A 24,158-nucleotide genomic window follows, 5' to 3' on the forward strand; every position below is an offset into this window, starting at 1 on the left:
CTCAGAATTCACTCTAAAAACAGATTACTTCCGAAAACGTCCTTTCTGACGCTTCACCCTCGCAGTTGGTAGACACACCTATCCGCTATCAGGCTCCTCCTACTCAGGATCGCCGAACCTCATCAAGCACCTGACACGTCCGGCAGATCTTCCCGCACAACTCGCCACACCGCTCGCAGACTCTGAGCCCTTCGGTGTGATTCTTCTCCGTCCCCCGGAGAGCCTCGCCGAGGTTCACGAGCGAGTACTTCGTCGCCGGGTGGCGGTAGGTGTAATCGTCGAGGATGCCGCGGACGTCGCCCCGGAGAGCGTCGCCCGCGTAGGGGCAGCCCGCAAGATCGAAGCCCTCGACGTGGAGGAAGGCGTACAGCGCCACCTCGCGCTCCGGGATATACATGAACGGCTTGATCCGGGGAACCATCCCCTCCGTCTCCCGCATGGGGCGGGTGAGCCGGTCGGCATCCCCCCGGAGGGCGTTCATCAGGACCGACTGGGCCTCGTCGTCCAGGTTGAACCCGTAGGCGAACTTCGTGACGCCGTGTTCGCGGGCAATCCGGTTCATCAGCGCCCGCCGGAGCACGCCGCAGTAGGAGCAGGAGAGCCCCGTTCCCTTCCGGGCCACGATCTCGTCGAGCGTGATCCCGTATTCGTCGGCAAACGAGGCGGTCACCCAGGGGACGCCGATGCTATCGGCGATCGCCCGTGCTCTGGCCGGGTCGCGGTAGCCGGCTATCCCCTCGTCCACGGTGATCGCCATCAGCCGCACGTCCCGGCGCTCGCCGAAGAGCCGGCGGAGGAAGAAGAGGACGGCGCTCGAATCCTTGCCCCCCGAGAGCGCCACCGCCACCGTATCGCCCGACTCAACCCAGCGGTGCTCCCGGATCGCCCGCTTCGCTTTCGCCTCGAAATCCCGGTTGAAGTGATGCTCGCAGAGGTGCAGCCCCGAGTATCGCTGGAAAACAACCGCGTCGCGGCGGCACTTGCTGCACTGCATGCGTTCTCGATCATCCTTTTATCACGGCATCACATAAATTGTGTAGAAGATGCCTGCTCCTGCAGAATACGTGCGATCCCTGCACGCCTACGAACTCCGGATCCTGCTCGCCCTCGAACGCCTCATGCGCCGGTACCGATGGGTGCCGCTCGAGGTGCTCAAGTCGGCCACCAAGTTCTCGGAGTCCGAGCTCTCCTACCGCCTGGGCAGGCTGATGGCCATGGATATGGTCAGGTATGAGAAAACCCCCTACGAGGGCTACGCTCTCGTCTTCAACGGCTACGACACCCTGGCCCTCCACTCCCTCACCCGCCGGGGCACCATCCAGGCGCTCGGGACGCAGATTGGCGTCGGGAAGGAGTCGGAGGTATACGAGGCGATGGGGCTCGGCGTCGTCGTGCTGAAGTTCCACCGGGTCGGGCAGCGGTCATTTCAGTCCGCCCGCGTAAAGCGCGGCTACATGCCGGAGGCCGGGCACTGCCCCTGGATATTCGCCTCAAGCAGCTCGGCGAAGATGGAGTACGACGCTCTAAAAACCCTCCATCCCGCCGTCTCGGTGCCGCTCCCCATCGACCAGAACCGGCACGTCGTCGCGATGTCGTTTGTGCCGGGCGTCAACCTCTCGCGGGCGGCCCTCGAAGAGCCCCGGCCGATCCTCGACGAGATCCTCGACAACGTCCGCGAGGCCTACCGCCTCGGGATCGTCCACGGCGACCTGAGCGAGTTCAACGTCATGGTCGACGAAAAGCAATGCTGGCTGATCGACTGGCCGCAGTGGGTGGAGATCGCCCACCCGAACGCCGCCGAGATCCTCAACCGCGACATCGAGAACATCCTCCAGTACTTCAAACGGAAATACGGCATCGATTACGCATTCGACGAAGCACTGGCAAGGGTGGTGGAGTGAAGGTCTTCGGGATCGATATCATCAAAGGTTCGGTTCGTTCCCGTACCCGCCGACCGGTCTACGCCCTTGCCCGGGTGGAGGACGGAGATGTCCAGAGCGTCGAGGAGGTGACCGGGTTCCGGCTCCAGCGCCTCCTCGCGAGCGAAGAGCCCGATATCCTCGCGGTGGACAGCCTCCAGGAGATCGCCGCCGACCAGCGGGAACTCCACGCATTCCTCCAGTCGCTTCCCCCCGCAACGAAACTCGTCCAGGTGACCGGCGGCGAGAAGAAAGAGAGCCTCGGGAAGGTCGCCGCCCGCTACAACATCAGTTTCAACAAGTTCGACCCCTACGCCGAGGCACGGACCACCGCCCGGGTGGCCGCGCTCGGGGCGGGCGTCGAGGTGATCGCGTTTGAGAACACCACCGACATCGTGGTGAGCAGGCACCGTTCGCCGGGCCGGGGCGGGTGGAGCCAGAACCGCTATGTCCGGAAGATCCACGGCGGCGTGATGCAGAAGGCCCGCGAGATCGAGGGGCGGCTCCGCGGCGCCGGCCTCGACTACGAGAAGAAGGAGACGAAGGCCTTCGGCGGATACTCGAGGGTCGCCTTCCGGGTCAAGGCCCCCCGTGAGATGGTTCCGGTTCACTCCTCCCGGGGCGCCGACGTCCAGGTGCGGGTGGCGGGACGGCAGCTCGACCGGATCCGGTTCGAACCCCTCTCCGGCCGCCCCCGCTACCTGATCGTCGGGCTCGACCCGGGGACGACCACCGGGATCGCCGCCGTGGATCTCGACGGAAACCTGGTTCTTCTCACGAGTTCCCGCCAGATGACGATGTCCGATATCGTCGAAGAACTCTACCGTGCGGGAAAATCGCTCATCGTCGCCTCCGATGTCCAGCAAATGCCCTACTCGGTCGAGAAGATCCGGCGGGCGTTCAACGCCATCCCCTACACCCCGAAGCAGTCGCTCTCGGTGGAGGCGAAGTACGACCTGACCGCCCGGTTCTCCTACACGAACGACCACGAGCGCGACGCCCTCTCGGCAGCGCTGGACGCCTACCGGAGCCTCCAGAGCAAGTTCAGAAACATCGTAAAGAGAGTGGGGCCGGGGTTCGACCTCGACGAGGTGCGGGCGCGGGTGCTCCGCGGCCAGCCGCTCGACACCGTTCTTGCGGACCTGCAGGGGGTTCCGGCGGCGAAGAAGGAGGCGGAACCGGCGGCGGAGACCGAGCCGGAGCGGCCGGTCGAGGACGAGCGGGTGATGGCGCTCGACGGGATGGTCAAAAGGCTGCGCAGTTACGTGCAGGAACTGCAGGACGACCTCCGCGAACGCGACCGGGAGGCGGAGCAACTGCGGCAGGACGTGCGCCGGGCCCGTTCCGCGGCCGAGCGAAAGATCCGTCGGGACGCGGAACTGGCGGCGAAGGACGCGGCCATCGAGAGCCTGCGCGAACAGCTCCGGGGCGAGCGGCGGCGGTCCCGGCAGCTGAAGAAACGCCTGGAGCGGATGCAGAAGGTCGCGAAACTCGAGGTCTCGGAAGATTACACCCCGCTCAAGGTGCTCGACTCCCTCACCCGCGAAGCGGTGCGGGCCCTCCAGGAGGAGATTGGCATCGCCGGAGAAGACGTCCTCTACGTCCCCCGGACTCACGGCTGGGGCCGCGGCGTGGTGAAGGACCTCGCGGGAACGGGCGTGCGGGCGCTGGTCGTCGGCGGGGAACCGCCCGACCCGCACCTGATCCGGGCCGCCCGGGAGTCCGATCTGCCCCTCCTCCCCGCGGAGACCGTCAGGCCGGAGATCCGCGGCAGGACCGGGGCGGTACTGACCGGAATCCTCGAGGACGCCGTCGCGGAGTGGAAGGAGGAGCAGAAGGAGTTCCGGCGCGAGCAGGAAGCCGAGCGGGTCGAGTATCTCTTCAAGGAGTACCGGAGCGAGCGGGAGAAGGAGGTGCGTCGCGGTGGATGAACGAGGCCTGCACCGGCTGATCGGGACGATCATCGACCCGGAGCGGCTCGAGGACGACTGCGCCGTCATCCCCTGCGGCGACCGGCTCATGGTCGCGAGCACCGATATGCTCCACGAGACGACCGATTTTCCGGCCGGGATGACCGACTGGCAGATCGGCTGGATGGCGACGGCGGTCACGCTCTCCGACGTCGCGAGCATGGGCGCAACGCCGGGCGAGGTGCTCCTCGCGGTCGGCCTTGATAGGCCGGAACGCCTTTCCGGGATCATGGAGGGCGCACGGGACTGCTGCACGGCGTTCGGCGCCGAACTCGTGGGCGGCGACCTCGACGCTCACCGGGAACTGACGATCGTGAGCACGGGGCTCGGGCTCGTCGCCCCGGAGCACCTCGTCCGGAGACGGGGAGCGCGGCCGGGCGACGTCATTGCGGTCACCGGCCCGCTCGGGGAGGCCGAGGCCGCTCTCGCCGGCTACGACCGGCACGTAAAGGAACTCCTCGAACCGCAGCCCCGGGTCCGGGAGGGACAGGCGCTCGGCCGTGCCGGGGTATCGGCGATGATGGACATATCCGACGGACTTAGCCTCTCCCTCCACGACCTTCTGGCGGTAAACGACTGCGGGTTTGCCGTCGATACCGCCGGCCTTCCCCTCCCGGCCGGCGTTCCGGAGGAGGAGGGGCGGGAACTCGCGCTCTACGGCGGGGGAGACTTCGAACTCCTCTTTACCGCTCCTCCCGACATCATTCCGGTTCCGGGGGTCGCCGCGCACGTCATCGGCAAGGTTATACCGGAGCGGACGGTTCTCGCGGACGGAAAGCCGTTCGAACGCCGGGGCTACCTGCACGAGTGGAGCGGCTAGGTCGCCGCCCTTACCCCCATCCTTCGCCACTCCCAGAGAATATACGCGACACCGATGACCGAGAAGACGAATACCGCCGCTTCGGTCACGAAGAGACCGTACATCTGGACGAGGTAGACGGCGGCGACGTCCACGGCGGCGTGCCAGACGACGGCGAGGGCGAGGAGCGCCTTTCTGCCGTAGACAATAGATGCCAGCACCATAAGCGACCAGGCGATGTGCAGGGGGATGACCATCATCCGCTCGGCGAGACCGATCGCGATCTCGAGCGGCGTGATCGCCTGGATGGCCTCTACCTGCGCCATGACAGCAGGGTCGTCGGGCAGGAAGAGCATCGACCCGTCGCTCGTGATGATGATGTAGGAGACCATGCTCGTGAGCACCAGGAGCGCGACGAAGATGCTCTCGACGCCGCCCCACCCGGCCCCGAACTGGAGGGCATTCTCCCGGGTGAGAGCGATCTCCCGGCGCCGGAAGTAGTAGCGGTAGACGAGGTAGCGGCCAACCTCCTCGAAGAGCCCGGCAAGGAGGCCGAGGTAGACGGCGATGACGGCAACCGCAACCGTCGTTCCCATCGGCAGGGCGGCGAGGTAGAGCGGGGTCTGCGTCACGAGGACGAGCGGCGCGTGGACGATCTGCACGACGATGAAGAAGAGGGCGCCGAGGGCGAAGATCCGCCACGGGACCCCGAACCTTCTCACGATCCAATAACCGAGCGCGAGCGGGATGGCAATCTCAAGAAAGATGACGACGGCGAACGTGGCGACAACCAGCGGGTCCATTGGGGAGAATATTTTGGCTAAATATTTAACGATTGTCACTGTACAGTGAGGAAAGGATCCCGATAGCCATGAAAACAGAGCACCCGGGGGCGGTCACCGAAGGCGGGAGCACCCCGGGGGGCCGGTTCTCGAACAACTTCGACTTCCTGCGGTTCGCGGCGGCGGCGATGATCGTCTTCGCGCACGCCTACGCCCTCAGGCTCGGCTATGTCGGGATAGGGATGTACGACCCGGTCATACTCGTGGCGCAGGCAGGGCTCGCCGCCCTCCTCGTCACCAGCGGCTACCTGATTGCGATGAGCTGGGAGTCGACCGCATCGCCGCTCCGGTTCGCCTGGAAGCGGTTCCTCCGGGTGATCCCGGCCCTCGTCGTCGCGATCCTCGTCACGCTCTTCGTCATCGGCCCGCTGCTGACATCCCTCCCGGGGGAGGAGTATTTCGCCGCCCTCTTCTCCCCGGCAGCGTTCTTTACCGCTCCCTACTTTGAAGACGGATCGGTGATAGGCCTCTTCCAGGGCAATCCGTGGACCTACGTCAACGGGTCGCTCTGGACGATACCCGTCGAGGTCATGATGTACGGGGTCGTCGCGGCCATCGGGATCGCCGGGCTCCTGCACCGGGGGGGTGCCATCGCCGCCCTTGCCGTAGTAAACATCCTGGCCTGGATGTACTGGTTCGACGATCCCCGGATGGCGAAGGTCCGGTTCACCCTCTACTTCCTCGCCGGGGCCTTCCTCTACCTCCACCGCCATCGCATCGCCTACCGGCCGGTCGTCGCCGGGGCGCTGCTCCTGCTGCTCGGGCTCTCGGCCATGACCCCCTACGTGACCGTCGCCGGGGTGATCGCCATCCCCTACCTCACCATCTACGCCGCGCACATCCCGATCCCGTTCCTGAGCACCTTCGGGAGACCGGGAGACTTCTCCTACGGCATCTACATCTATCACTACCCGGTTCAGCAGGCGCTGATCCAGGTCACGGCAAACGCGCTCCTTCTTCCGGCGCTCTTCGGGCTCTCGTTTGCGGTGACGTTCGCTCTCGCGTTCCTCTCCTGGCACGCCGTCGAGAAGCCGGCTCTCGCGGCAAAGAGCCTCGGCACCGACGATCTGCGGAGGAGACTCAGGCTCCCGTCCCTGCCGGAGTCCCTCACCGCATGGTGGATTGCCCGGAAGTGACGGGCGCGAGAACCTCCTCGAGGATCTCGACCGCATCTTTGACGTAGCGGGGGCAGAGCGTCCGGGTGAGGTTCTCTTCGCGTGCCCGGGCAAGTCCTTCGCCGGTCGAGAGATTACACCCAAGGAGTTCGGTGCATGAGACGGTGCCGTTTTTCTCGACAAAACGTGGCTGCCCGGATGATGAACTCTTCGGGCACCCCGGCACCATCCGCGAAGACCGAGCTGACCGCCTGTGCACAGTTGTAGCCCCGCATGAAGCGGGAGACCGCCTCTTTTGCCCTGTTTCCCATGTGATTCGGAGGTTGCGCACCGGAGGCCTTCAAACTTCCCCGGCAGGCACGATACCGGAATGGTTTAAGAACCCACCCGAGAAAGTAGACGTATTACGGGAATCCTTTCCCGAGCAGGGGTTAACCATGAAAAGGACTGCACTGATCATCGCCCTGATCGTCGCTCTGGTTCCGGCGGTTGCCGGGGCGGAAGCTCCTATCACGGCGTATCGACGGGGGGCATCGTCAACGACGTTGCGATCACCGGCGACGGGAGGTATATGGTTGCGGGAACGAGCAACGGGGGCATCGTCTGCCTGCAGCGGGACGGCACCGTCCCCTGGAACGTGAGCGCCCCCGGCGCGGTGACCGCGGTTGCCGTCGCCGGGGACTACGTTGCCGCCGGAACCGGGGGAGGCGACGTGCTCCTCTTCGACGGGAGCGGCGGCCGCTACTGGACGAAGAGCGTCACGGGATCCGTTCGCGACCTTGCTTTCGCGGGTGACGGGCGGGCGCTCGCGGTGGCGGGCGATCGCCTCGTTCTCTTCAGCAACCTCGGGAAGGAGGAGTGGAACCGCGCCATGCAGCCGGGCGCCCGCTCCGGCGACACCCGACCGTACGTTACGTCCGTCGCTTTCACGCAGGACGGCAAATTCATCGTCGCCGGGAGCAGCAACGGTGCCATCCTCTTCATGAACAGGGAGGGGAACCTGATCTGGGAGGGGCTTGCCCGTGACGTAGTTACCGCGGTCGACGTCTCCCGTGACGGATCGGTTGTCGCCGCCGGGGGCCGGGACCGCGCTCTCCAGGTTTACGGCCGGGCGGGGGGCCTCCCCTGGGCTCTTCCCACCGGAGCGCCGATCCTGGCGCTCGCTCTCTCCGGTGACGGGAAGTTCGCAGTCGTCGGCAAGGAGGGCGGCGACGTGGAATGCTACCGGCCGAACGACGACCTGCTCTGGAAGAACCGGACGGGAAGCAACGTCCCCGCCGTGGACGTCTCCCGGCGCGGCGAGGCCGTCGCGGCCGGGAATGCAGGCGGAACCGTATACCTCTGGAACAGCAACGGCGACGCGCGCTGGTCGTTCGACGCCGGTACCGCCGTTATCGCGGTCGCCCTCTCGAATAACGGCGACTACCTCGCCGCGGGTGCGGGCGAGCGGGCTTACATCTTCCGGACGGCCGACGATCCGATGACGGCGATGGCGGAAGGGACGGAGGGCGCCACGACGGAACCGACCGAGGCCGGCGGGGCGGGTGCGCTCATCGGGCTCCTCGCCGTCGCTGCCGCCGGTGCTGCAGGCCGTCTCCGGCGCCGGTGACCAGGAACGGGGGACTCCCCTGTTCTGCAGATTTTTACGTAGACGTAGCCTCGCAACCAGGGGCCTCGAGACACGGCGTTACAGCCGCATCGGTCATGTCTTTCGGATCGGATGAACGTGTACGCGGTGCTGCTTCGCCCGTTCTCCCTGCCGGGGAACCTTAATGCCACCTGACGGTATGAATGCGGGCCATGGCAATGGATTCTGCGGGTCGGGCTGTGGCCGGCATGCTCATCGTGCTGTCTCTACTGGCCTTCGTCATACCCGCGGCGGCGGGACAGGAGAACACGAGCAGCCCGGACACCGGCGTGCAGGACCTGTACCTCTACATGGGCTGGAAGGATCTCGTCGAGTTGTATACCCGAGGAGATGCATCCGACGAGCGGCTGGACGGTTACGTGCGGCTCTCGCCCGACGGCGAGGATATCGAACTGGAGGGGGTGCGGTTCCGGGGCACTTCTTCGCGGGAGTTGCCGAAAAAGTCGTTCAGCATCCGGTTTAACGAATCTCAGGAGTTCCTCTTCGGCAGCACCGATATGAACCTGAAGGCCACCTACACCGATCCCACGATGATGCGGGAGAGGCTGTCGATGGACCTCTTCCACGCTCTCGGGCAGCTGGCGCCGAGGACGAGGTACTTCGACCTGTACATCAACGACATCTACGAAGGCCTGTACGTTCACGTAGAGCGGGTCGACGGGGATCTGCTCGCAAGCAACGGCCTGAATCCTGCAGGAACACTGGTTGCCGACGATTTCCGGGGCAACTTCGGCCTGCCGGGGGTCGACCGCCTCTCGGTCTTCGGGTATCCCATCGAGGAGCAGGACGATCCGGAAGCGTTTCTCGCACAGACCATGGACAGCCGGGGCGAACCGGACTGGGGAGCGGTCCGTGACCTTGTCGCCTGGGTCTACCGGACTCCTGCCGGCCCGGAGTTCGAAGAAGGCTTCGTCGAGCGGTTCGATGAGGACAATTTCATCGACTGGCTGGCAATCCATTACCTCATCGGCGATGTCGACTCTTTCGGCGACGACTACTGGCTCTACCTGGACACCGACAATCCGGATGCGGAATGGAAGGTCATACCCTGGGACAAGGATCTGACGTTCGGTTCGCATACCCGGAGAAGCGCTACGGTCAACGATTATTTCGGGTACGAGTCGGCGATAGCAAGCGGCTGGGACAACGACCTGGTGGAAAAGTTCCTCGAGACTCCCGCGCTCCGCGAAAGGCTCGATCGGCGCATGGCGTTCCTGATGGACGGTGTCTTCACCGAAGACTACTATGCCGGGCAGCTCGCTCTCCACACAGAGGCGATCGGGGAGAGGCTGAACATCACGCCGGGGGAGGACGCGTTCGAGCTGCACCCGCAGAACCACCACGGCGATCTCGGTTACCTGGCATACCACACCGAAACGGTGCTGGATTTCGTGCGGCTCCGGTACCGGTTCATCGAGAGAGCGATCACGCCCGGCTCCGGGGAACCCTATACCGCCTCCGTCGAGATACCGGCTGAGCCGGAGGGGAGCACCGTCTCCTTCACCGATCCCGGCGGGTGGGTGATTGCAACCTTCGAGGTCTCGGAAGTGACGGAGCCGGGCACGATCACCGCTACGGTGAACGGGACGCCGGAGAATCCCGGCATCGACCGGCGCTGGGAGTTCGATGCGGGCGATGCCGACGTCAGCGGCGAACTGACCCTTTACTATAGGAACGACGTCGAATCGTGCTGCTTCCCGATAGAGAACTGGTTCGTCAGTGACGCGGCGGTCAGGGATGACCGTTACTCCCAATGGGACCTGCGGATCGTTTGGGAGAGCGAGTCCGGGAACAGGACGGCGCTCGACACCTACGTCAACCCGTATTCGAACAAAGCGTCTGCGGACGTCTCGCTGCAGGGAACGACGCGGTTCGAGGTGGTGCTGCCGGATCGGTAAGAGGAGCCGGAGAGGAACTCCACCCGGGGATAGGCAAGGAGCGCCGCGAAAGAGAGTTACCCCCAACAAAACTTCGCGTTCTTCGCGGCTTCGCGTGAGGTGAAGTGTAGGGGGCAGCGACAAGGTCTCACGCGAAGAGCGCGAAGCCGCGAAGGGGCTACGTCGTCTCTCAACCGAAGGGGCTGCGCCCCTCTCGACACCCCCGGCGACCTGCGGTCGCCTATGGACAGATGAATCTCGCGAAAATAATAATAAAGAACCGATGGACCCGGCGGGATTTGAACCCGCGGCCTCTACGTTGCGAACGTAGCGATCTACCCCTGATCTACGAGCCCGAAGATATGAGATCAGAGTATGATCTCGATATCTAATTTTTCTGCCAGTTCCTTATATCTGTTCCTGATCGTGACCTCTGTCACGCCCGCAACCTCGGCGACTTCGCGCTGGGTGCGCCGCTCTCCGCCGAGGATCGACGAGATGTAAATGGCGGCCGCAGCGACGCCCGTCGGGCCTCTGCCGCTCGTAAGTTCGCGCTCGCCGGCCTGCCGGAGGATCTCGACCGCACGGCTCTGGACCTCACCCTTCAGGTTCAGGCCCGAGCAGAAGCGCGGTACGTAGTCGATCGGGGACGTCGGCAGGAGCTTTAACCCGAGCTCGCGGGAGATGAACCGGTAGGTGCGGCCGATCTCCTTACGGGATACACGGGATACCTCGGCAATCTCATCAAGCGTCCGGGGAACGCTGCACTGGCGGCATGCCGCATACAGCGCCGCCGCCGCGACACCCTCGATACTCCGGCCGCGGATCAGGTTCTTGTCCACCGCGTCGCGGTAGACGACCGCGGCGGTCTCGCGCACGTTCCGGGGCAGACCGAGCGCGGAGGCCATCCGGTCCAGTTCCGAGAGCGCGAACGCCAGGTTCCGCTCGGTCGCGTTCGAGACACGGATACGCCGCTGCCACTTCCGGAGCCGGTAGAGCTGGGCGCGGTTCTTGCTCGAGATCGCGCGGCCGTAGGAGTCACGGTTCCGCCAGTCGATCATCGTCGAGAGACCCTTGTCGTGGATCGTGAACGTCATCGGTGCGCCGACACGGGAGCGCTTCATGCGCTGGTCGTGGTCGAATGCACGCCACTCGGGGCCGCGGTCGATGAACTCCTCGTCGAGGACGAGACCGCAGTTCTGGCATACGAGTTCCGCGCGCTCGTAGTCGTGGACGAGCTGGCGACTGCCGCACTCGGGGCAGACGGACTGGACGCTCTCTTCGGTGCGCTTCTTCTCCGTCTCCTTGACCTTCTGCTCCCCTCTCTTCTTCAGGGCCTCACGCTGCAACTGCAGCTGTTTTAGTTTTTCTACTTCAGCCATCGATTATACACCTATCTCGCAAAGATCTTCTCGCCAACCTGCACGGAGCAGCCGTTGTAGCAGAGGACTACGGCATAAGGCGATGATATATTCCCAAATATGTCAACGACCTTCCCTACGGGTTTTAACCGGCGATCCACTGCCTCGCCGTAGAGGCGGGGCAACTGAGCAGCATCACATCGCAAGATTAACAAGCGATTGCCGCAAACACTTACAGAACGACCGATTAACCGCAAACTGCAACCTCTAAGGGGTACTATACCCGGGCGTATTTAGTAACATATATATATTAACCGCTAGAGTATAAAAAGCTTTTGCTAAATTATAAATACCACATCTCACTTCTGAAGAAGCCGATTAATATCCCGGGAAAGCGCCTCCCGGGATTCCGCCTCCGTCAGCCCCGCGCCGAGCGCGACCGCCCACCGTGCATCCTTTGAGAGCAGATCGGACGGAGCATGCGTATCGGAATCGACCACGAGCCGGCACCCGGCCTCCCGCGCCACCCGGACCACGTGGCCGTTGGTGCGGTTATGCCCCCCTCGCGAGGTGATCTCGAGCGCCACCCCGTGCTCCGCGGCCATCCGCGCATCCTCGATCGCTATGAGTCCGGGGTGGCCGAGCACGTCCACGTACTCACACGTGCATGCCGCGCGGTTGGTTCCCGGGGCGACCGGTTCCACCACCGTCTCGCCGTGCACCACGACGATATCGGCGCCGAACTTCTTCGCATCGCGTGCAAACGCCCCTATCAGGGACGGTGGGACATGGGTGAGTTCCACCCCGACGAGCAGGTTCACGCCGTAGCACCGCGCAGACTCACGGACGCCCTCTACCGCCCCCACCAGGTGCCGGAGGTTCGAGGCGTCCGCGTGGTCGGTGATCGCGAGCGTCTCGTAGCCGAGCACGGCGGCCCGGCGAACCAGTTCCGTCGGGAGGAGTTCGCCGTCGGAGAGGATGGTATGGGTGTGCAGATCGTACATCGCGGTCACTTCCGGCCGGCAAGACCGCTCGCAACCTTCCGGATCAGGTCTTCCTTGCTCCCCTCCCATTCCACCACGACCCGGCCTTCACGCTCGGCCCACCGGGCGGGATGATGGCGCTCCTCTACCCGGTGCGGGACCTTCATCTTGCGCAGGACGGCCTCGACGGCAGGAAGTTCCGGGGACTTCACGCCGAAACTTTTGGCAACGCGACGCCCCTCCCGCCGCTCGAGCGTGGCGTCGAAGTAACAGGGGTACAGGATGCGTTCAGCGCTCATAGTTGTATGATCTAGGTGGTTAACCTATAAACAGATCATGATCACAGTACATACCATGCATCATATCGACGTCCACGTGGAGAAGGACATCTACGATGTCAACAACCGCCTGGCAGATGCCAACGCGGCCCACCTCAAAGACCACGGCATCCGGGCGTTCGACCTTCTCGGCGCCATCGGGTCGGGGAAGACCGCCACGATCGAGCGGCTCGTGCCGCTTATCCGCGAACAGGGCCTCCGCACCGGTGCTATCGCCGGGGACGTCTACGGCGACGACGACTTCAAGCGGATCGTCGCCCTCGGGATCCCGGCCTACAACGCGAACACCGGAAAGGAGTGTCACCTCGACGCCCACCTGGTGGAGCACGCCATCGAGCACCTTCCGCTCGACGATATCGACATCCTCTTCATCGAGAACGTCGGCAACATGGTCTGCCCGACCGACTTCCGGCTGGGCGCCGAGAAGAGGATCGTCGTCGTCAGCTCGACAGAAGGGGATGACGTGGTGAACAAGCACCCGATGATGTTTAGAAGCAGCAACATCGGCGTCATCAACAAGGTCGACCTCGCCGGGTTCGTCGGCGCCGACCTCGATCGGATGGAGGCGGATATGCGCCGCTACAACCCGGAGATGAAGATCTTCCGGACGAACATGAAGACCGGAAAAGGGTTGGACGAGCTGCTGGACGCGATCCTCGCGTGATCAGCAGAGTTAAATATCCCGGTCCCGAATAGTTATAGCACTTTAACGAGAGATTGCTACCCCCGAAGGGTATTGCGTCCTCAGCAGAGTATATCGGTGGTCACATGCAGTGGCAAGGAAGATCAGTACGGAAGCCATCGGGCGGACGCTACCACACCTCCCAGGGCAAAAAGAGAACGGAGATCGGAAGAGCTCCGGCAGAGACGCATATCGGTGAAGAACGCAGGAGAATTGTCCGCACCTTCGGCGGCAACCAGAAGGTCCGGGCACTCCGGTTAGAGTACGCAACGGTCTCGAACCCCGCAACCGGCGAGACCAAAAAGACGAAGATCGAGGCGGTCGAGGCAAACAGCGCCGACCCGAACTACGTCCGGCGGAAACTCCTGACGAAGGGCGCCATCATCAAGACCGAGATGGGGCGCGCGCGGATCGTCAGCAGACCGAGCCAGGACGGCATCGTCAACGCCGTTCTGCTCGCATAAGATACCCTCCTTTTTTACGGCCGAAGATACTGCCAGCCCTCCGCCTGCCTGACGACCAGTTCTACGATCGCGGACGGGACGGTTCCAACGTAACCGGGGAAGTCTTTCTCCGACAGGTTCCGGGAACGAAGGGTGTTCTCGCAGACGACGAACCGGACACCCCGATCCGCAAGTTGCGCCATCAGCGCCGCCTGCGGGCTTCCGGTGCGGAGCTCCTCCACCCCGTCGGCATGGGCGACCACCTCGACCTCGACACCTGCAAGACCTTCAAGAAGGTTCTTTGTATTTCGCAGCACAAGGGCCGCCTTCTCGCGCTCGTCCAGGTGGACGGCGACCCGCGGGGAGGGAGTCATACCGCCGTCACGCTCCCGCGGAGTTCGGCGCTGACGGGGCCTTTTGCCAGGTAGCGTTCGAGCGCCTCGATCGCCCGGACATCGAGGTTCTGGCGGTTCTTCCCGTACTTCGGCGGCACGCCCTGCCCGGTGACGAACGCCGCGCTGTAGACGGCGTCCGGGTCGAGCCTTTTGCCGGCCGCAAAGAACTCCTGGATCCGCAGCCCGGCCGGATTCTCCATCTTGCAGTAGAGGTTGACCCCCATGCACCGCTTCACGTAGCCACCCATCTGCTGGTAGGGGTCGCGCGAAAAGGTCCGTTCCAGGTTCTCCTCCATCATCGCCCGGAGATCCCGGCCGGTGATCTCGACCGTCGAGACCGGGGGGTTCACCGGGATGATGTCCCAGAGATCGTTTTGTGTGACCGGGCCGGGCGGCACCGGGGCGCCGTAGCGCCAGCCATTCGAGAACGCCATCTCCGCACCCGTGGCGTCGAGGAGCGCCTGCAGGAGAAGGTTGTCCATCGTGGCCTCGAGAACCGTGTTCCGGTTAAGACCGGTCCGGGTCTCCCCGACGACCCGGGAGAGGTATTCGCGGTGGGGTTCCATGATCCCCTCGACCATCTCCTCGACCTCCGGGTGAGGCCGGATCTCTTCACCGACGACGATGAGTTCGTGGTCGAACTTCTTCACCCGCCGGTTCTCGACCGTAAGGTCGAGCCGCCCGAGGAAGGAGGCGTGACAGCCCGACTGGATGATGACGGTGTCGTTGACGACCGCTGGTTCAAAAAGCCGGTTGTGGGTGTGCCCTGAGAGGAGGACGTCGATCCCGTCCGTCTCGCGGGCGAGTTTCACCTCCTGCGGAAACCCGAGGTGCGATATCACCACGACAAGATCCACCCCCTCCTCTTCGCGGAGCCGGGCGATGTGACCGGGGAGTTCGGCGTTGCCGAGAGAGAAATGGATCCCTTCCGAGAAGGAGTCCGGCATCACCTTGTCGACGATGGTGGCGGCGATGCCGATGACGCCCACCTGCAGACTATCGGTCTCGCAGACCGTATACGGGGGAAAGACCGGGTCGCCGGTCGCATCGTCGTAGCAGTTGTCGGCGAGGACAGGGTAATCGAGCCTCCCGGCAACCTTCCGGAACTGCTCCGGGCCGTAGGCGAACTCCCAGTGAGCGGTCATGGCATCGAAGGCGAGAGCGTTCAGGATCGGGACGAGCGCTTCGCCTTCCGACCGGACGGCAGGGTAGGTCCCGTGGATGGTGTCGCCGCAGTCGAACGCGAGCACAGTTCCCGGCCGCTCTTCACGGGCATCTTCGAGGAGAGCGGCAATCCGGGCATACCCGCCGGCCGTCCGGTACACCGGCGGCCCGGCGGCATAAAAGAGTTCCTGGTGCGGTTCCAGGTAGCCGTGCGAGTCGTTCACCTGGAGGAGCGTGAGGTGGTCGGTCATGGATGCGGGAAGGGAGCGATGTGCAAAAAACGTTTGCGCCTCCGGCGGGATCACATTCTTTTTACGTTCCGCAGACCTCAATTCTAGTGATGCGCAGGATATACCATCGTTTCCCCCAATCCATCGACCTCGACTTCGAACTCGCCCGGCCGTTCCGGGAGGTCCTTGCCTGCATAGCCCGGATGCACGACACCCACACGACCGTACGGGGCGCCGACGGCCTCGTCAAGGAGCGGATGCTCGTTCAGATCGCGGACGGGCGGACGCAGTTCCTCGACCTGAACGACCTCGCGCCGCTCGCCGAGAAGGTCGCCGAGGCGGCTGACTTCCGGATCGACCTGCAGAGGACGCTGCTCACCCCTGAAAAGAGGCTCCCGGTCTCGGAGAACGTCTTCTTCCTCCGGATCGTCGACAAGGGTGCGGTGACCGAGTGCTACGTCGCGAAAGAGGGGCGGCTCGGAGACCTGGACGCGATGGACCTGCGAAAGATGCTCAAGGGTGCCTGCGAGTGAGTGTCAAGATTGCGGTTGCCGCGCCGTTCAAGCACATGCGCAAAGACCGGCTGCAGAGGAGCGAGTTCGTCTTCTATATCGCCATCGACCGGAAGTGGATGAACAAGGAGCAGGCAAACCAGCTCCTGGAGCGGGCGAAGGCGGAGGGGCTCATCGAGGTGGACGGAGGAGCCATCCGGCCGCTCTTCGACGTTGCCGAGGTCTCGATACCGCTCGGGTTCAAGCCCACCTCCGACGTCCTCGCAGCGTCGGAGAGCCCATACGAGGAGCTGATCGGGCGGATTGCCGCCGCGACGGAGAAGCCGCCCCAGGAGGTCGTCGCCGAACTCCACCGGATCGTCGCCGACAACTTCGACGGCAATCTCCGGGTGGAGGCGGCGGTGGTCATCCTCGCGAAGAAATACGGGGTGGCGTTCGACGACAAACTCCCCGCCCTGGAAAAATCGGTCGCGAAGTCACGATAAAATCTCTCTTTTCCCCCCACGTCCAGGATTCACGCCCGCCGTTCGCCCACTTCGTTCATGAGCCCTTCCATCCACGCGGGGATCCGCACGCCGCCTTTCGGATACTGGGCCGGGACGTAAGGCTTGATGTCGATGACGGGGCTGCCGTCGACGGCGTCGAGCCCGGTAACCTCGATAGTGTTCCCCCGCCGCGCGTGCAGCTGGACAACGGTCGCGAGCACGGGGTTGGGGCGCGCGGGGCTGCAGGTCGAGAAGATCCCGGTCTTCGGGATATCGGTCCTGCCCATCGGGTGTACGCGGTCGACGGACCGGCTCTCTTCCGGCACTCTGTGCCCCCAGTACAGCACCGTGACGTGGGAGTACTCCTCGATGCCGTCGAGCAGCGCGATGCGGTTCTCGTCGATGACGATCTCCGAGACAGCCTCTTTCACGCTCCTGACATGATCCCTGCTCGCGTCCGGCCCTTCCCGCATCGAGATGCCGTCCCTGCCGGCGACAAGGAAGGGTTCCTGTACGGTGCTCCGGACGAACCCCACGGGCCGCAGGGTCATGCCGCCGGATTCGGGCGATGGCGTATGCATGGTCATACGTTGGCACCTGCTCGCGAATAGTTGTACCGGAGGTGACATGGCCCCCGTCGCACCGGTGTCCCAAAGGCTATCGTGCATGCCTGCGTCAGAAACCTGTATGCAAGATCTCGAGTCCTGCCGCCTCTGCGAGTGGAGGTGCGGTGTCGACCGGCTCCGCCGAGAGCGAGGGGTGTGCCGCGTCGGCCGGGCGGAGGTGGCGGCGACGATGTGTTCGGGCACCCTCGCGAGTTACATCGTCACCCTGCTCGGGTGCTGTTACCGCTGCCTCCACTGCAACGCTTACCGGATCTCGCAGTACCCCGACCCCGGCTGGCACTACGTCGGCCACGTGCCCGCGGCGGTGCTGGTGGCCGACGCACGGGAGCGGATTGCCGCCTACGGGGGCCCCCGCATCCGGACACTCGGGTTTACGGGCGGCGACCCGATCATCCACCTCCCCTACATCGAAGAGGTGGCGGGCGAGGTGAAGCGGCAGGGGCTCGATCTCGGGATCGGGATCTCGACCGGCGGCTTTGCAACGGAGGCGGCGATGGAGCGGATTGTCGACCTCTGTCGGACGATCACCCTCGAGATCAAGGCGTGGTCGGACCCGGTTCACCGCGCCCTCACGGGAGCGCCGGTGGGCCCGGTGCTCAGGAACGCGGAGTACCTCGTGCGCGAGGGGAGAGACCGGATCAGGGTCTTTCGGACGGTGGTGATCCCCGGCATGACCGATAAGGAGGTGGGCAGGATCGCGGCGTTCATCGCCTCGCTCGATCCGGGCGTGCCCTACCGGCTCATCGGTTTTCGGCCGAACAACGTCCTCTACTACCACCCGGGGCCGTCGAGAGAGCAGATGGAGCATCTCTGTTCGGTCTGCCGTGATGCCGGGCTCGAAGACGTGGCCTGGAGCGGCTACTATCCCGAAGCGGTGCCGGACGAGATCGCAGCCCGGGCGGCAGGGCTCACCGGTGCATACGGGGGTGACCGGGCTGCGGCGCTCACCGCCGCGTATGCCGCGGCGTGCGGGTGTCCCACCCACCCCCGCGACTGCGGGGCATGCCCCCTCCGCGACCGCTGCCCCGCCACGCTCAGGGAACCCTGGCGCGGCCGGTAGAACAGGGGATAGGGATACGGGGCGGAACAACGGATCTCAAGAAAAGGTTGGGGGCTGATTTATTCAGCCGCCGCCTCGGGCTGGCTGAAGTATTCTGCCAGAGGTTTTGCACCGCTCTGTTTCACGGCGGCGTTGATCTGAACGATATCGGCGCTGATCTCGTTGCCACGTACCGACTTCCTGCGGCGTTCCCCGTCCATGACCGGGTGGAACCCGACGCCCTTGGAGAGGAGGAGCCTTCGCCTTGACGGGCCGGGAAGGTCGCGACGTGCGGGAATGCCGGTCTTGTCCGTGGCACCGGTGATCTTGATCGTGTAGCCCGCAAAGCCGAGGACGTCTCCGTCGATCTCGTCGCCGATGCGCTTGCCGATGAACCCTCCGGCAGCGGGGCCGGTCGCATCGATCTTATATGAACGCCCGGTCTCCGGGTCTGATAGGATGATTTTGAAATCTGCCATGTTGACGACTCCTTCGAAAGTACCTATACAATTTGAGAATATGGTATTAAAAGACTACCTCTGCAGGGTTAATGGGAGAGACCCGCACGTTCCCCGAACGGGTCACTTCCCCCAGAAGGGGTCTTCCCGGCGCTTGAGGGTGGTGAACTCCTCCAGGGTCTCGCGCAGGCTCGGGCTCAATTGATCGATCATCTCCCGCTCGATCACCTTCACGTGCCGCTCCGGGATATCCACGTAGAGGTCGTCATCGACGTTGATCTGGCGGCCGACCGTCGGCCCTTCGATCGAGATCGCCACTTCCTTGCCCGCTTCCGCCTCCTGGACGGATTCGTTCTTTGCCTGGATCTGCTTGATGCGGCCGACCTTCTTGCCGTTCGGGAGGGCGAGGTTGGCACCGCTCTGGAGTTTTCCCCCGAGGACCCTGACGCCGACCACCGCCGGGTTACTCTGCCGGAAGACGCAGTTCGGGAGGATCCGGATCTTCGCGGGCATGATCAGCTTCTCGAACTTCTGCCGTTCGAGCTCCTGCTTCTTCTCGTCGCGCCACTCGATGTAGTCGTCGATGAGCTGGTAGATGACCCCGCCCTCGAATATGCTGACGTGGGACATCGCCGTATCCGCGAGGGCGTCGATCGCGTCCGGCAGGACGGGGGTGTTGAAGGCGATGATCGCGCTGTAGAGGGGGTCCTTGATCGTCCCCGCCTCGATGACGTCGTGGCGGGTGACCGGTCCCACGATCGCCCGCATCACCTGGATCTGGTGGCCCTCGAGTTCCTTCGAGAGGGCTTCGAGTGCGCCGATGGTGTCTGCCCGGATGATGACGCCGACATCGGAGAGATTCACCTCGATGTCCTGAACTTCACGCCGGACCTGCTCGATCACCTCTTCCCGGTTGCCGCCCCGGGCGACCCGGAGGGGAGAGCCCGCGATGACCCCGTCGAGTTTCGGGGCGGCGACTTTGATCCCCGCAGCGGCGGTGACGGATTTAACCCGTTCGAACCGCTCCTCGATCAGGATCTCGCTCATCGGGCGGGGCTTTAAGAGCGAGCGCACTTTCGTCTCGATGATCTGGTCGTTGCCTGCGACCACGATCTCGTCCCCGACCCTGAGGGTGCCGTCGTAGAGGATCACGTCGAGCGTCATCCCGAGCCCCCGCTCCTCCTTCACCTCAAGCACGGTGCCGGCGCCGGGGCCGTCGGCGCTGACCTTGAGGCTCTCGGTCATGTAACGCTGGGCAAGCCCGATCAGCACCATGAGGATATCGGGGACGCCTTCCCCCGTGATGGCGCTCGTCGGCACGATGCAGATGTTCCGCGCGAAGTCCGAGACCCGGTCGAACCGTTCGGAGTTGAACCCGAGGTCGGAGAGTTTGCCGACGAGTTCGTACACCTTCGTCTCGACCATGCCCTGGACGCGATCGTTCTGCTGCGCAAACGTCTTCAAGAACGGCTGGTTCTCCTGGACGCGCCAGCCGTGGATGCGGTCGACCTTGTTTGCCGCGATGACGAACGGCGTCTTGTAGTTGCGCAGGATCTGGAGCGCCTCGATCGTCTGGGGGCGGAAGCCCTCGTTGATGTCCACCACGACGATCGCCATGTCGGCAAGCGCCCCGCCGCGCGCACGAAGGGTGGTGAAGGCGTGGTGGCCGGGGGTGTCGATGAAGAGGAGGCCCGGGACGTTGACGCTGACCTGGCTTAAGGCTCCGCCCATGCGGGTGACTGCATCGATGGGAACAAGCGTGGCACCGATGTGCTGTGTAATCTCGCCTTCTTCGGTAGATACCACGGACGAGCCCCGGATCCGGTCCAGGAGCGATGTCTTGCCGTGATCTACGTGGCCCATCACGCAGACGATGGGGGTCCTGATCGTTGATTCCTTTGCCATGATAATCACCTTCCGGTATATGCTGTATGGACGAATAAACCCGAAAAATCCCGAGATATTGACCGCTTTTTTCCGAATCACGCCAGAGTCAGGGTGATTCCCCTACCCCCGGGGCGTCGCTCGGCGCCCGGAACACTGGTACGTTATAGAACATGGTGTCTATTAATAATTCACCCCGACGATTCACACCTCCGGTGCTCAAACCGCATTCCTGCAGGATCCCTGTTCCCACTGCAAATAACGGCGACCGGATCGGGCGGCACGGCAGCCGGATTCCCGGCTGAATGCAACCGGGGGGATATGCGCCCATGGTTCCGGGGAGGCGTGTAATGCGGGCTCGGCGAAGAGATACCTTAATCAAATCCGACTGCCAATTATTATGAGTACCTTGCCAGGGTGGGGTAGTCGGTTATCCTAAGGGACTGTGGATCCCTCGACCCGGGTTCGAATCTCGGCCCTGGCCTTCCTTTTGTTTCGTTCGATCGTCTCGGATTGCTCCTGGATACACTGATCAGGAAGGCGTCTCAAACACCGATACCGGGGCGAGGAGACCCATTCGAAACGCATCGCGTTTCTCAAACCCCTGCCCGATGGCCGGTCGCCCGCCCTCCATCAGTTCTTTTTGCACACCAGCCATCAGGAGGGAAAAACCGCCGCTCGACAGGCGCAAGACTTCGAAAAACTTCGTCGTTAACGCCAGGTATAATTATCCGGGACACCATACCGCACACCATGAACAGAAGGGTTATCGGCCTGCTGCTGCTTGCAGGCCTCATCGCGCTCGGCTGCATCGCTGCCGGGTGCACCGATATACCGGAAACGACATCCGGACAGTCGGCTCCTCCCACGGAGGGGGAGACGCCGGGCCCGGCTGCAGAAGGCGCCGGCAACGTCTCGGCGGGGAACAACCGGTTCGCGGCCGACCTCTACCGGCAACTCGCGAGCGACCCGGATTACGCGGGCCAGAACATCTTCTTCTCGCCCTACAGCATCTCCTCGGCCCTCGCGATCACCTACGAGGGCGCCCGGGGCACGACCGCCGACGAGATCGGGTCAGTGCTCCACCTCCCACAGAACGAGACTCTCCGGAGATCCGGGTTTGCCGGGCTCGATGCCGCTCTGAACAGCGGGGACGAGAACTACACCCTCCGCACAGCAAACGCTCTCTGGGCCGAGGAGACTTACCCGTTCCTCCCGGAGTACGTCGATACGGCCGCCCGCTGGTACGGGGCGAACGCGACAAACCTCGATTTCACCGGCGACTCCGAGGGGTCGCGGCAGACAATCAACCGCTGGGTGGAGGAGAAGACCGAGGATAGGATCCGCGACCTCCTCCCCGCCGGTTCGATCGACTCCATGACCCAGCTCGTGATCACGAACGCGATCTACTTCAAGGGCACCTGGGTCAAGCAGTTCGACCCCGCCGAGACGACCGAGGAGGAGTTCCGGGTCGCTCCGGGAGAAACGGTGCAGGTCCAGATGATGCACCGCACAGACGAGGAGGCAATCTACGGGTATACCGAGACCGGGACCCTCCAGGTGCTCAGGATGCCGTATGCGCACGCCGACGGAACGGAACTCTCGATGCTCGTCCTCCTCCCGCGGGAGGACAACCTGACGGCGGCGGAGGAGGCGCTGGATGCGGAGACGCTCGCGGACCTCCGGGACTCGATGACTGACCGGCGCGTCAGGGTCGTCTTCCCGAAGTTCACGCTTGAGACGGAGTACAGCCTCCCGCGGGCGCTTGCGGCGATGGGGATGCCGACGGCATTCTCTTATGATGCCGACTTCTCGGGGATGGACGGCACGGATATGCTCTTCGTCAGCGAGGTCGTTCACAAGGCATTCGTCGACGTAAGCGAAGAGGGCACCGAAGCCGCGGCGGCGACCGGCGTCGTCGTGAACCTGAAGTGCGCGCCCGGCGAGGACACCACGCCCGTATTCCGGGCGGATCACCCGTTCGTCTTCGTCATCGTCGAGGAGGATTCCGGCACGATCCTCTTTGCAGGACGGGTCGCGAACCCGGAGAGCGCGTAAGGAGGCGGCGGCGACCGGCCGCCCACTCCTCTTGCAGCAACTCATTAATACCTCTCCGACAGAATACCAGTAACCATGCCGTCCCGGGAAGAAGTCTTCACGACTCTGCAACGGCTTAAAAGTGAGCTCTCCACGCGGTTCTCAGTCAGCCGGATCGGTATCTTCGGCTCGGTCGCACGGGGCGAGCAGACCGAGACAAGCGACATCGACGTCCTCGTCGAGTTCTCCCGGCCGATCGGGTTCTTCACCTTCGTCGAACTCGAAGAGTATCTCTCGCTCCGCCTCGGCGCTCCCGTCGACCTGGTGACGCCTGACGCCCTTAAACCGCTTATCCGTGAGCAGGTAACCGCCGAGGTCGCGTATGCCTGAACGGTCGGATATCCGCCTTCTCTGTGGCGACATCGCCGAGGCCGTCGAGCGCATCCTCCGGTATACCTCCGATATGACCTACGATGAGTTTCTTGCCGATACCAGGACACAGGATGCGGTCACGAGGAACCTGGAGATCCTCGGGGAGGCGGTGAAGAACCTTCCGGAGCCGTTCAAAGAACGATATCCCGAAGTTCCATGGCGTTTCATCGCTGGAATGCGGGACAAACTTATCCACCACTATTTCGGCGTCAGTCTTGAGATTGTCTGGGAAACGGCGCATTCCGACATCCCGACACTTAAGGAACGGCTAAAGGCAGTCCACACTCCCGACAGGCAAAACGAGAGTTAACCATGGAGGCAGGGCGGGTGATCGCCGAAAGTTACCCAGGAAGGGCATGCCCCCCTGACCCAACCGGTCGCCCCCTCACGCCTCATTAAGCCGCTCGACGATCGTCTTCTGCATGTAACCGATGAGCGGCATATCCGAGCCGATCACCGCGTGCCGCCCGGATCCCGCGGTGGCGATGACGAAGAAGTCACGGCCGTCGACCAGTATGGAGCACTCATCCTTCCTCAAGCCCATTGCGGACTCGTTCACCGCCGGGCTCTCGAGGAGTTCAAGCACGGTACCCCTGGCCTCGTAGATCGGGAGGTTGATCCCGGCATAATCCTCCTTCTTCCGTACGACCACGTAGAGGTCGATCTTGCGCTTGAGCGGTTTGATGGCCGCATAGTGCTTCCGGAGAAACGCCGGATCGTAGCAGAGGATCACCATGCTCTTCTTTACCCGGCGGAAGAGCGAGGAGAGATGGTTCTCGATCGCCCAGCCGCTCCTGAGGATGAAGAACGAATCGGGAGGGAGACGCGGTTTGACCGAGAGGCTCTTTAACACCTCGCGGGTCTCGTCGAGAGTCCGGACGTAATCTTCTTTGAGCCGGTCGAAGACCACGTCGATCTC

Annotated in this window: 26 protein-coding genes and 2 tRNA genes; 15 read left to right on the forward strand and 13 right to left on the reverse strand. The window is 63.7% G+C overall.

Annotated features, from left to right (window positions below):
• Nucleotides 1–103 precede the first annotated feature (103 nt).
• Nucleotides 104–994, reverse strand: coding sequence for a TIGR00269 family protein (locus EI28_RS03515; protein WP_048112694.1), 891 nt, complete (start codon nucleotides 992–994; stop codon nucleotides 104–106).
• A gap of 49 nt (nucleotides 995–1,043) precedes the next feature.
• Here EI28_RS03515 and EI28_RS03520 point away from each other — a divergent pair, with 49 nt between their 5' ends.
• The 3 genes from EI28_RS03520 to thiL are packed head-to-tail and all read left to right on the forward strand — an operon-like array spanning nucleotide 1,044 to nucleotide 4,709.
• Nucleotides 1,044–1,901: a serine/threonine-protein kinase RIO2 gene (locus EI28_RS03520; RefSeq protein WP_048112695.1), complete on the forward strand. Its 858-nt coding sequence runs from the start codon at nucleotides 1,044–1,046 to the stop codon at nucleotides 1,899–1,901.
• Nucleotides 1,898–3,850, forward strand: a complete 1,953-nt coding sequence (locus EI28_RS03525) for a DUF460 domain-containing protein (RefSeq protein WP_048112696.1) — start codon at nucleotides 1,898–1,900, stop codon at nucleotides 3,848–3,850. The genes EI28_RS03520 and EI28_RS03525 overlap by 4 nt, the downstream gene beginning before the upstream one ends.
• The gene (gene thiL, locus EI28_RS03530) at nucleotides 3,843–4,709 is read left to right on the forward strand and encodes a thiamine-phosphate kinase (RefSeq protein ID WP_048112697.1); all 867 of its coding nucleotides are present in this window, start codon (nucleotides 3,843–3,845) and stop codon (nucleotides 4,707–4,709) included. The genes EI28_RS03525 and thiL overlap by 8 nt, the downstream gene beginning before the upstream one ends.
• Here the strand turns inward: thiL and EI28_RS03535 are convergent.
• Nucleotides 4,706–5,491: a YhfC family intramembrane metalloprotease gene (locus tag EI28_RS03535; protein WP_048112698.1), complete on the reverse strand. Its 786-nt coding sequence runs from the start codon at nucleotides 5,489–5,491 to the stop codon at nucleotides 4,706–4,708. The two genes, thiL and EI28_RS03535, sit on opposite strands and share 4 nt — an antisense overlap.
• 68 nt (nucleotides 5,492–5,559) lie before the next feature.
• On the opposite strand from EI28_RS03535, the gene EI28_RS03540 reads away from it, so the two are divergent.
• Nucleotides 5,560–6,666 (forward strand): acyltransferase, encoded by a 1,107-nt coding sequence (locus EI28_RS03540; RefSeq protein ID WP_048112700.1) that lies wholly within the window; start codon nucleotides 5,560–5,562, stop codon nucleotides 6,664–6,666.
• Here the strand turns inward: EI28_RS03540 and EI28_RS03545 are convergent.
• Nucleotides 6,638–6,874: a C-GCAxxG-C-C family protein gene (locus EI28_RS03545; protein ID WP_052379651.1), complete on the reverse strand. Its 237-nt coding sequence runs from the start codon at nucleotides 6,872–6,874 to the stop codon at nucleotides 6,638–6,640. The two genes, EI28_RS03540 and EI28_RS03545, sit on opposite strands and share 29 nt — an antisense overlap.
• A 342-nt stretch (nucleotides 6,875–7,216) precedes the next feature.
• Between EI28_RS03545 and EI28_RS03550 the strand changes: the two genes are divergently transcribed.
• Both EI28_RS03550 and EI28_RS03555 read left to right on the forward strand, forming a co-directional pair.
• Nucleotides 7,217–8,254 carry a WD40 repeat domain-containing protein gene (locus EI28_RS03550; protein ID WP_048112701.1) on the forward strand — a complete coding sequence of 346 codons (1,038 nt, stop codon included), beginning with the start codon at nucleotides 7,217–7,219 and terminating at the stop codon, nucleotides 8,252–8,254.
• Between the two features lie 191 nt (nucleotides 8,255–8,445).
• The gene (locus tag EI28_RS03555) at nucleotides 8,446–10,191 is read left to right on the forward strand and encodes a CotH kinase family protein (RefSeq protein ID WP_197018461.1); all 1,746 of its coding nucleotides are present in this window, start codon (nucleotides 8,446–8,448) and stop codon (nucleotides 10,189–10,191) included.
• A 263-nt stretch (nucleotides 10,192–10,454) separates the two neighbouring features.
• Here EI28_RS03555 and EI28_RS03560 read toward each other — a convergent pair.
• From EI28_RS03560 to EI28_RS03575, 4 genes are all read right to left on the reverse strand, one after another.
• Nucleotides 10,455–10,526 (reverse strand) — tRNA-Ala (locus EI28_RS03560).
• 12 nt (nucleotides 10,527–10,538) lie between these two features.
• Entirely contained in the window at nucleotides 10,539–11,552 is a 1,014-nt protein-coding gene (locus EI28_RS03565) for a transcription initiation factor IIB (protein ID WP_011843316.1), read from the reverse strand.
• 338 nt (nucleotides 11,553–11,890) lie between these two features.
• Nucleotides 11,891–12,535 carry a histidinol phosphate phosphatase domain-containing protein gene (locus EI28_RS03570; RefSeq protein ID WP_048112705.1) on the reverse strand — a complete coding sequence of 215 codons (645 nt, stop codon included), beginning with the start codon at nucleotides 12,533–12,535 and terminating at the stop codon, nucleotides 11,891–11,893.
• Between the two features lie 5 nt (nucleotides 12,536–12,540).
• Nucleotides 12,541–12,813 (reverse strand): signal recognition particle subunit SRP19/SEC65 family protein, encoded by a 273-nt coding sequence (locus tag EI28_RS03575; RefSeq protein ID WP_048112708.1) that lies wholly within the window; start codon nucleotides 12,811–12,813, stop codon nucleotides 12,541–12,543.
• A gap of 55 nt (nucleotides 12,814–12,868) precedes the next feature.
• Here EI28_RS03575 and hypB point away from each other — a divergent pair, with 55 nt between their 5' ends.
• Together hypB and EI28_RS03585 are read left to right on the forward strand one after the other, a co-directional pair.
• The gene (gene hypB / locus EI28_RS03580) at nucleotides 12,869–13,516 is read left to right on the forward strand and encodes a hydrogenase nickel incorporation protein HypB (protein WP_048112710.1); all 648 of its coding nucleotides are present in this window, start codon (nucleotides 12,869–12,871) and stop codon (nucleotides 13,514–13,516) included.
• 104 nt (nucleotides 13,517–13,620) lie between these two features.
• On the forward strand, nucleotides 13,621–13,998 hold the full coding sequence (locus tag EI28_RS03585) for a 30S ribosomal protein S8e (RefSeq protein WP_048112712.1): 378 nt from the start codon (nucleotides 13,621–13,623) through the stop codon (nucleotides 13,996–13,998).
• Nucleotides 13,999–14,012: 14 nt separating this feature from the next.
• Here EI28_RS03585 and EI28_RS03590 read toward each other — a convergent pair whose 3' ends face one another.
• Both EI28_RS03590 and EI28_RS03595 read right to left on the reverse strand, forming a co-directional pair.
• The gene (locus EI28_RS03590; RefSeq protein WP_052379652.1) at nucleotides 14,013–14,351 is read right to left on the reverse strand and encodes a DsrE family protein; all 339 of its coding nucleotides are present in this window, start codon (nucleotides 14,349–14,351) and stop codon (nucleotides 14,013–14,015) included.
• Nucleotides 14,348–15,787: a bifunctional UDP-sugar hydrolase/5'-nucleotidase gene (locus EI28_RS03595; RefSeq protein WP_048112714.1), complete on the reverse strand. Its 1,440-nt coding sequence runs from the start codon at nucleotides 15,785–15,787 to the stop codon at nucleotides 14,348–14,350. The genes EI28_RS03590 and EI28_RS03595 overlap by 4 nt, the downstream gene beginning before the upstream one ends.
• 89 nt (nucleotides 15,788–15,876) lie before the next feature.
• On the opposite strand from EI28_RS03595, the gene EI28_RS03600 reads away from it, so the two are divergent.
• Together EI28_RS03600 and EI28_RS03605 are read left to right on the forward strand one after the other, a co-directional pair.
• Nucleotides 15,877–16,299, forward strand: coding sequence for a hypothetical protein (locus EI28_RS03600; RefSeq protein ID WP_011843309.1), 423 nt, complete (start codon nucleotides 15,877–15,879; stop codon nucleotides 16,297–16,299).
• Nucleotides 16,296–16,763 carry a DUF2240 family protein gene (locus EI28_RS03605; protein WP_048112716.1) on the forward strand — a complete coding sequence of 156 codons (468 nt, stop codon included), beginning with the start codon at nucleotides 16,296–16,298 and terminating at the stop codon, nucleotides 16,761–16,763. Before EI28_RS03600 ends, EI28_RS03605 begins: the two co-directional genes overlap by 4 nt.
• A 29-nt stretch (nucleotides 16,764–16,792) precedes the next feature.
• Here EI28_RS03605 and tsaA read toward each other — a convergent pair whose 3' ends face one another.
• Nucleotides 16,793–17,350, reverse strand: a complete 558-nt coding sequence (gene tsaA / locus EI28_RS03610; RefSeq protein WP_231476563.1) for a tRNA (N6-threonylcarbamoyladenosine(37)-N6)-methyltransferase TrmO — start codon at nucleotides 17,348–17,350, stop codon at nucleotides 16,793–16,795.
• Nucleotides 17,351–17,450: 100 nt separating this feature from the next.
• Here tsaA and EI28_RS03615 point away from each other — a divergent pair, with 100 nt between their 5' ends.
• On the forward strand, nucleotides 17,451–18,449 hold the full coding sequence (locus EI28_RS03615; protein WP_048112718.1) for a radical SAM protein: 999 nt from the start codon (nucleotides 17,451–17,453) through the stop codon (nucleotides 18,447–18,449).
• A 59-nt stretch (nucleotides 18,450–18,508) separates the two neighbouring features.
• On the opposite strand, the gene EI28_RS03620 is transcribed toward EI28_RS03615, so the two are convergent.
• Together EI28_RS03620 and infB are read right to left on the reverse strand one after the other, a co-directional pair.
• Nucleotides 18,509–18,907 (reverse strand): 30S ribosomal protein S6e, encoded by a 399-nt coding sequence (locus EI28_RS03620; RefSeq protein ID WP_048112720.1) that lies wholly within the window; start codon nucleotides 18,905–18,907, stop codon nucleotides 18,509–18,511.
• A gap of 102 nt (nucleotides 18,908–19,009) precedes the next feature.
• Nucleotides 19,010–20,791 (reverse strand): translation initiation factor IF-2, encoded by a 1,782-nt coding sequence (gene infB / locus EI28_RS03625; protein ID WP_048112722.1) that lies wholly within the window; start codon nucleotides 20,789–20,791, stop codon nucleotides 19,010–19,012.
• 390 nt (nucleotides 20,792–21,181) lie between these two features.
• Between infB and EI28_RS03630 the strand changes: the two genes are divergently transcribed.
• From EI28_RS03630 to EI28_RS03645, 4 genes are all read left to right on the forward strand, one after another.
• Nucleotides 21,182–21,254 (forward strand) — tRNA-His (locus tag EI28_RS03630).
• A gap of 269 nt (nucleotides 21,255–21,523) precedes the next feature.
• Nucleotides 21,524–22,828 (forward strand): serpin family protein, encoded by a 1,305-nt coding sequence (locus EI28_RS03635; RefSeq protein ID WP_048112724.1) that lies wholly within the window; start codon nucleotides 21,524–21,526, stop codon nucleotides 22,826–22,828.
• 75 nt (nucleotides 22,829–22,903) lie between these two features.
• Nucleotides 22,904–23,197 carry a nucleotidyltransferase family protein gene (locus tag EI28_RS03640; protein WP_048112725.1) on the forward strand — a complete coding sequence of 98 codons (294 nt, stop codon included), beginning with the start codon at nucleotides 22,904–22,906 and terminating at the stop codon, nucleotides 23,195–23,197.
• The gene (locus tag EI28_RS03645; protein WP_048112727.1) at nucleotides 23,190–23,549 is read left to right on the forward strand and encodes a DUF86 domain-containing protein; all 360 of its coding nucleotides are present in this window, start codon (nucleotides 23,190–23,192) and stop codon (nucleotides 23,547–23,549) included. The genes EI28_RS03640 and EI28_RS03645 overlap by 8 nt, the downstream gene beginning before the upstream one ends.
• A 75-nt stretch (nucleotides 23,550–23,624) precedes the next feature.
• On the opposite strand, the gene EI28_RS14355 is transcribed toward EI28_RS03645, so the two are convergent.
• Nucleotides 23,625–24,158, reverse strand: a 534-nt coding sequence (locus EI28_RS14355) for a hypothetical protein (protein WP_048112729.1), incomplete at its 5' end; no start/stop codon positions are given.

The sequence above is a fragment of the Methanoculleus sp. MH98A genome (assembly GCF_000691865.1).
Classification (GTDB): Archaea; Halobacteriota; Methanomicrobia; order Methanomicrobiales; family Methanoculleaceae; genus Methanoculleus.

Excerpts from the sequence above, each read along its gene's own strand:
- EI28_RS03515 (WP_048112694.1), bottom strand. The coding sequence starts at position 994 with ATGCAGTGCAGCAAGTGCCGCCGCGACGCGGTTGTTTTCCAGCGATAC.
- EI28_RS03520 (WP_048112695.1), top strand. The coding sequence starts at position 1,044 with ATGCCTGCTCCTGCAGAATACGTGCGATCCCTGCACGCCTACGAACTC.
- EI28_RS03535 (WP_048112698.1), bottom strand. The coding sequence starts at position 5,491 with ATGGACCCGCTGGTTGTCGCCACGTTCGCCGTCGTCATCTTTCTTGAG.
- EI28_RS03540 (WP_048112700.1), top strand. The coding sequence starts at position 5,560 with ATGAAAACAGAGCACCCGGGGGCGGTCACCGAAGGCGGGAGCACCCCG.
- EI28_RS03545 (WP_052379651.1), bottom strand. The coding sequence starts at position 6,874 with ATGGTGCCGGGGTGCCCGAAGAGTTCATCATCCGGGCAGCCACGTTTT.
- EI28_RS03550 (WP_048112701.1), top strand. The coding sequence starts at position 7,217 with ATGGTTGCGGGAACGAGCAACGGGGGCATCGTCTGCCTGCAGCGGGAC.
- EI28_RS03555 (WP_197018461.1), top strand. The coding sequence starts at position 8,446 with ATGGCAATGGATTCTGCGGGTCGGGCTGTGGCCGGCATGCTCATCGTG.
- EI28_RS03565 (WP_011843316.1), bottom strand. The coding sequence starts at position 11,552 with ATGGCTGAAGTAGAAAAACTAAAACAGCTGCAGTTGCAGCGTGAGGCC.
- EI28_RS03570 (WP_048112705.1), bottom strand. The coding sequence starts at position 12,535 with ATGTACGATCTGCACACCCATACCATCCTCTCCGACGGCGAACTCCTC.
- EI28_RS03575 (WP_048112708.1), bottom strand. The coding sequence starts at position 12,813 with ATGAGCGCTGAACGCATCCTGTACCCCTGTTACTTCGACGCCACGCTC.
- hypB (WP_048112710.1), top strand. The coding sequence starts at position 12,869 with ATGCATCATATCGACGTCCACGTGGAGAAGGACATCTACGATGTCAAC.
- EI28_RS03585 (WP_048112712.1), top strand. The coding sequence starts at position 13,621 with ATGCAGTGGCAAGGAAGATCAGTACGGAAGCCATCGGGCGGACGCTAC.
- EI28_RS03590 (WP_052379652.1), bottom strand. The coding sequence starts at position 14,351 with ATGACTCCCTCCCCGCGGGTCGCCGTCCACCTGGACGAGCGCGAGAAG.
- EI28_RS03595 (WP_048112714.1), bottom strand. The coding sequence starts at position 15,787 with ATGACCGACCACCTCACGCTCCTCCAGGTGAACGACTCGCACGGCTAC.
- EI28_RS03600 (WP_011843309.1), top strand. The coding sequence starts at position 15,877 with ATGCGCAGGATATACCATCGTTTCCCCCAATCCATCGACCTCGACTTC.
- tsaA (WP_231476563.1), bottom strand. The coding sequence starts at position 17,350 with ATGACCATGCATACGCCATCGCCCGAATCCGGCGGCATGACCCTGCGG.
- EI28_RS03615 (WP_048112718.1), top strand. The coding sequence starts at position 17,451 with ATGCAAGATCTCGAGTCCTGCCGCCTCTGCGAGTGGAGGTGCGGTGTC.
- EI28_RS03620 (WP_048112720.1), bottom strand. The coding sequence starts at position 18,907 with ATGGCAGATTTCAAAATCATCCTATCAGACCCGGAGACCGGGCGTTCA.
- infB (WP_048112722.1), bottom strand. The coding sequence starts at position 20,791 with ATGGCAAAGGAATCAACGATCAGGACCCCCATCGTCTGCGTGATGGGC.
- EI28_RS03635 (WP_048112724.1), top strand. The coding sequence starts at position 21,524 with ATGAACAGAAGGGTTATCGGCCTGCTGCTGCTTGCAGGCCTCATCGCG.
- EI28_RS03640 (WP_048112725.1), top strand. The coding sequence starts at position 22,904 with ATGCCGTCCCGGGAAGAAGTCTTCACGACTCTGCAACGGCTTAAAAGT.
- EI28_RS03645 (WP_048112727.1), top strand. The coding sequence starts at position 23,190 with ATGCCTGAACGGTCGGATATCCGCCTTCTCTGTGGCGACATCGCCGAG.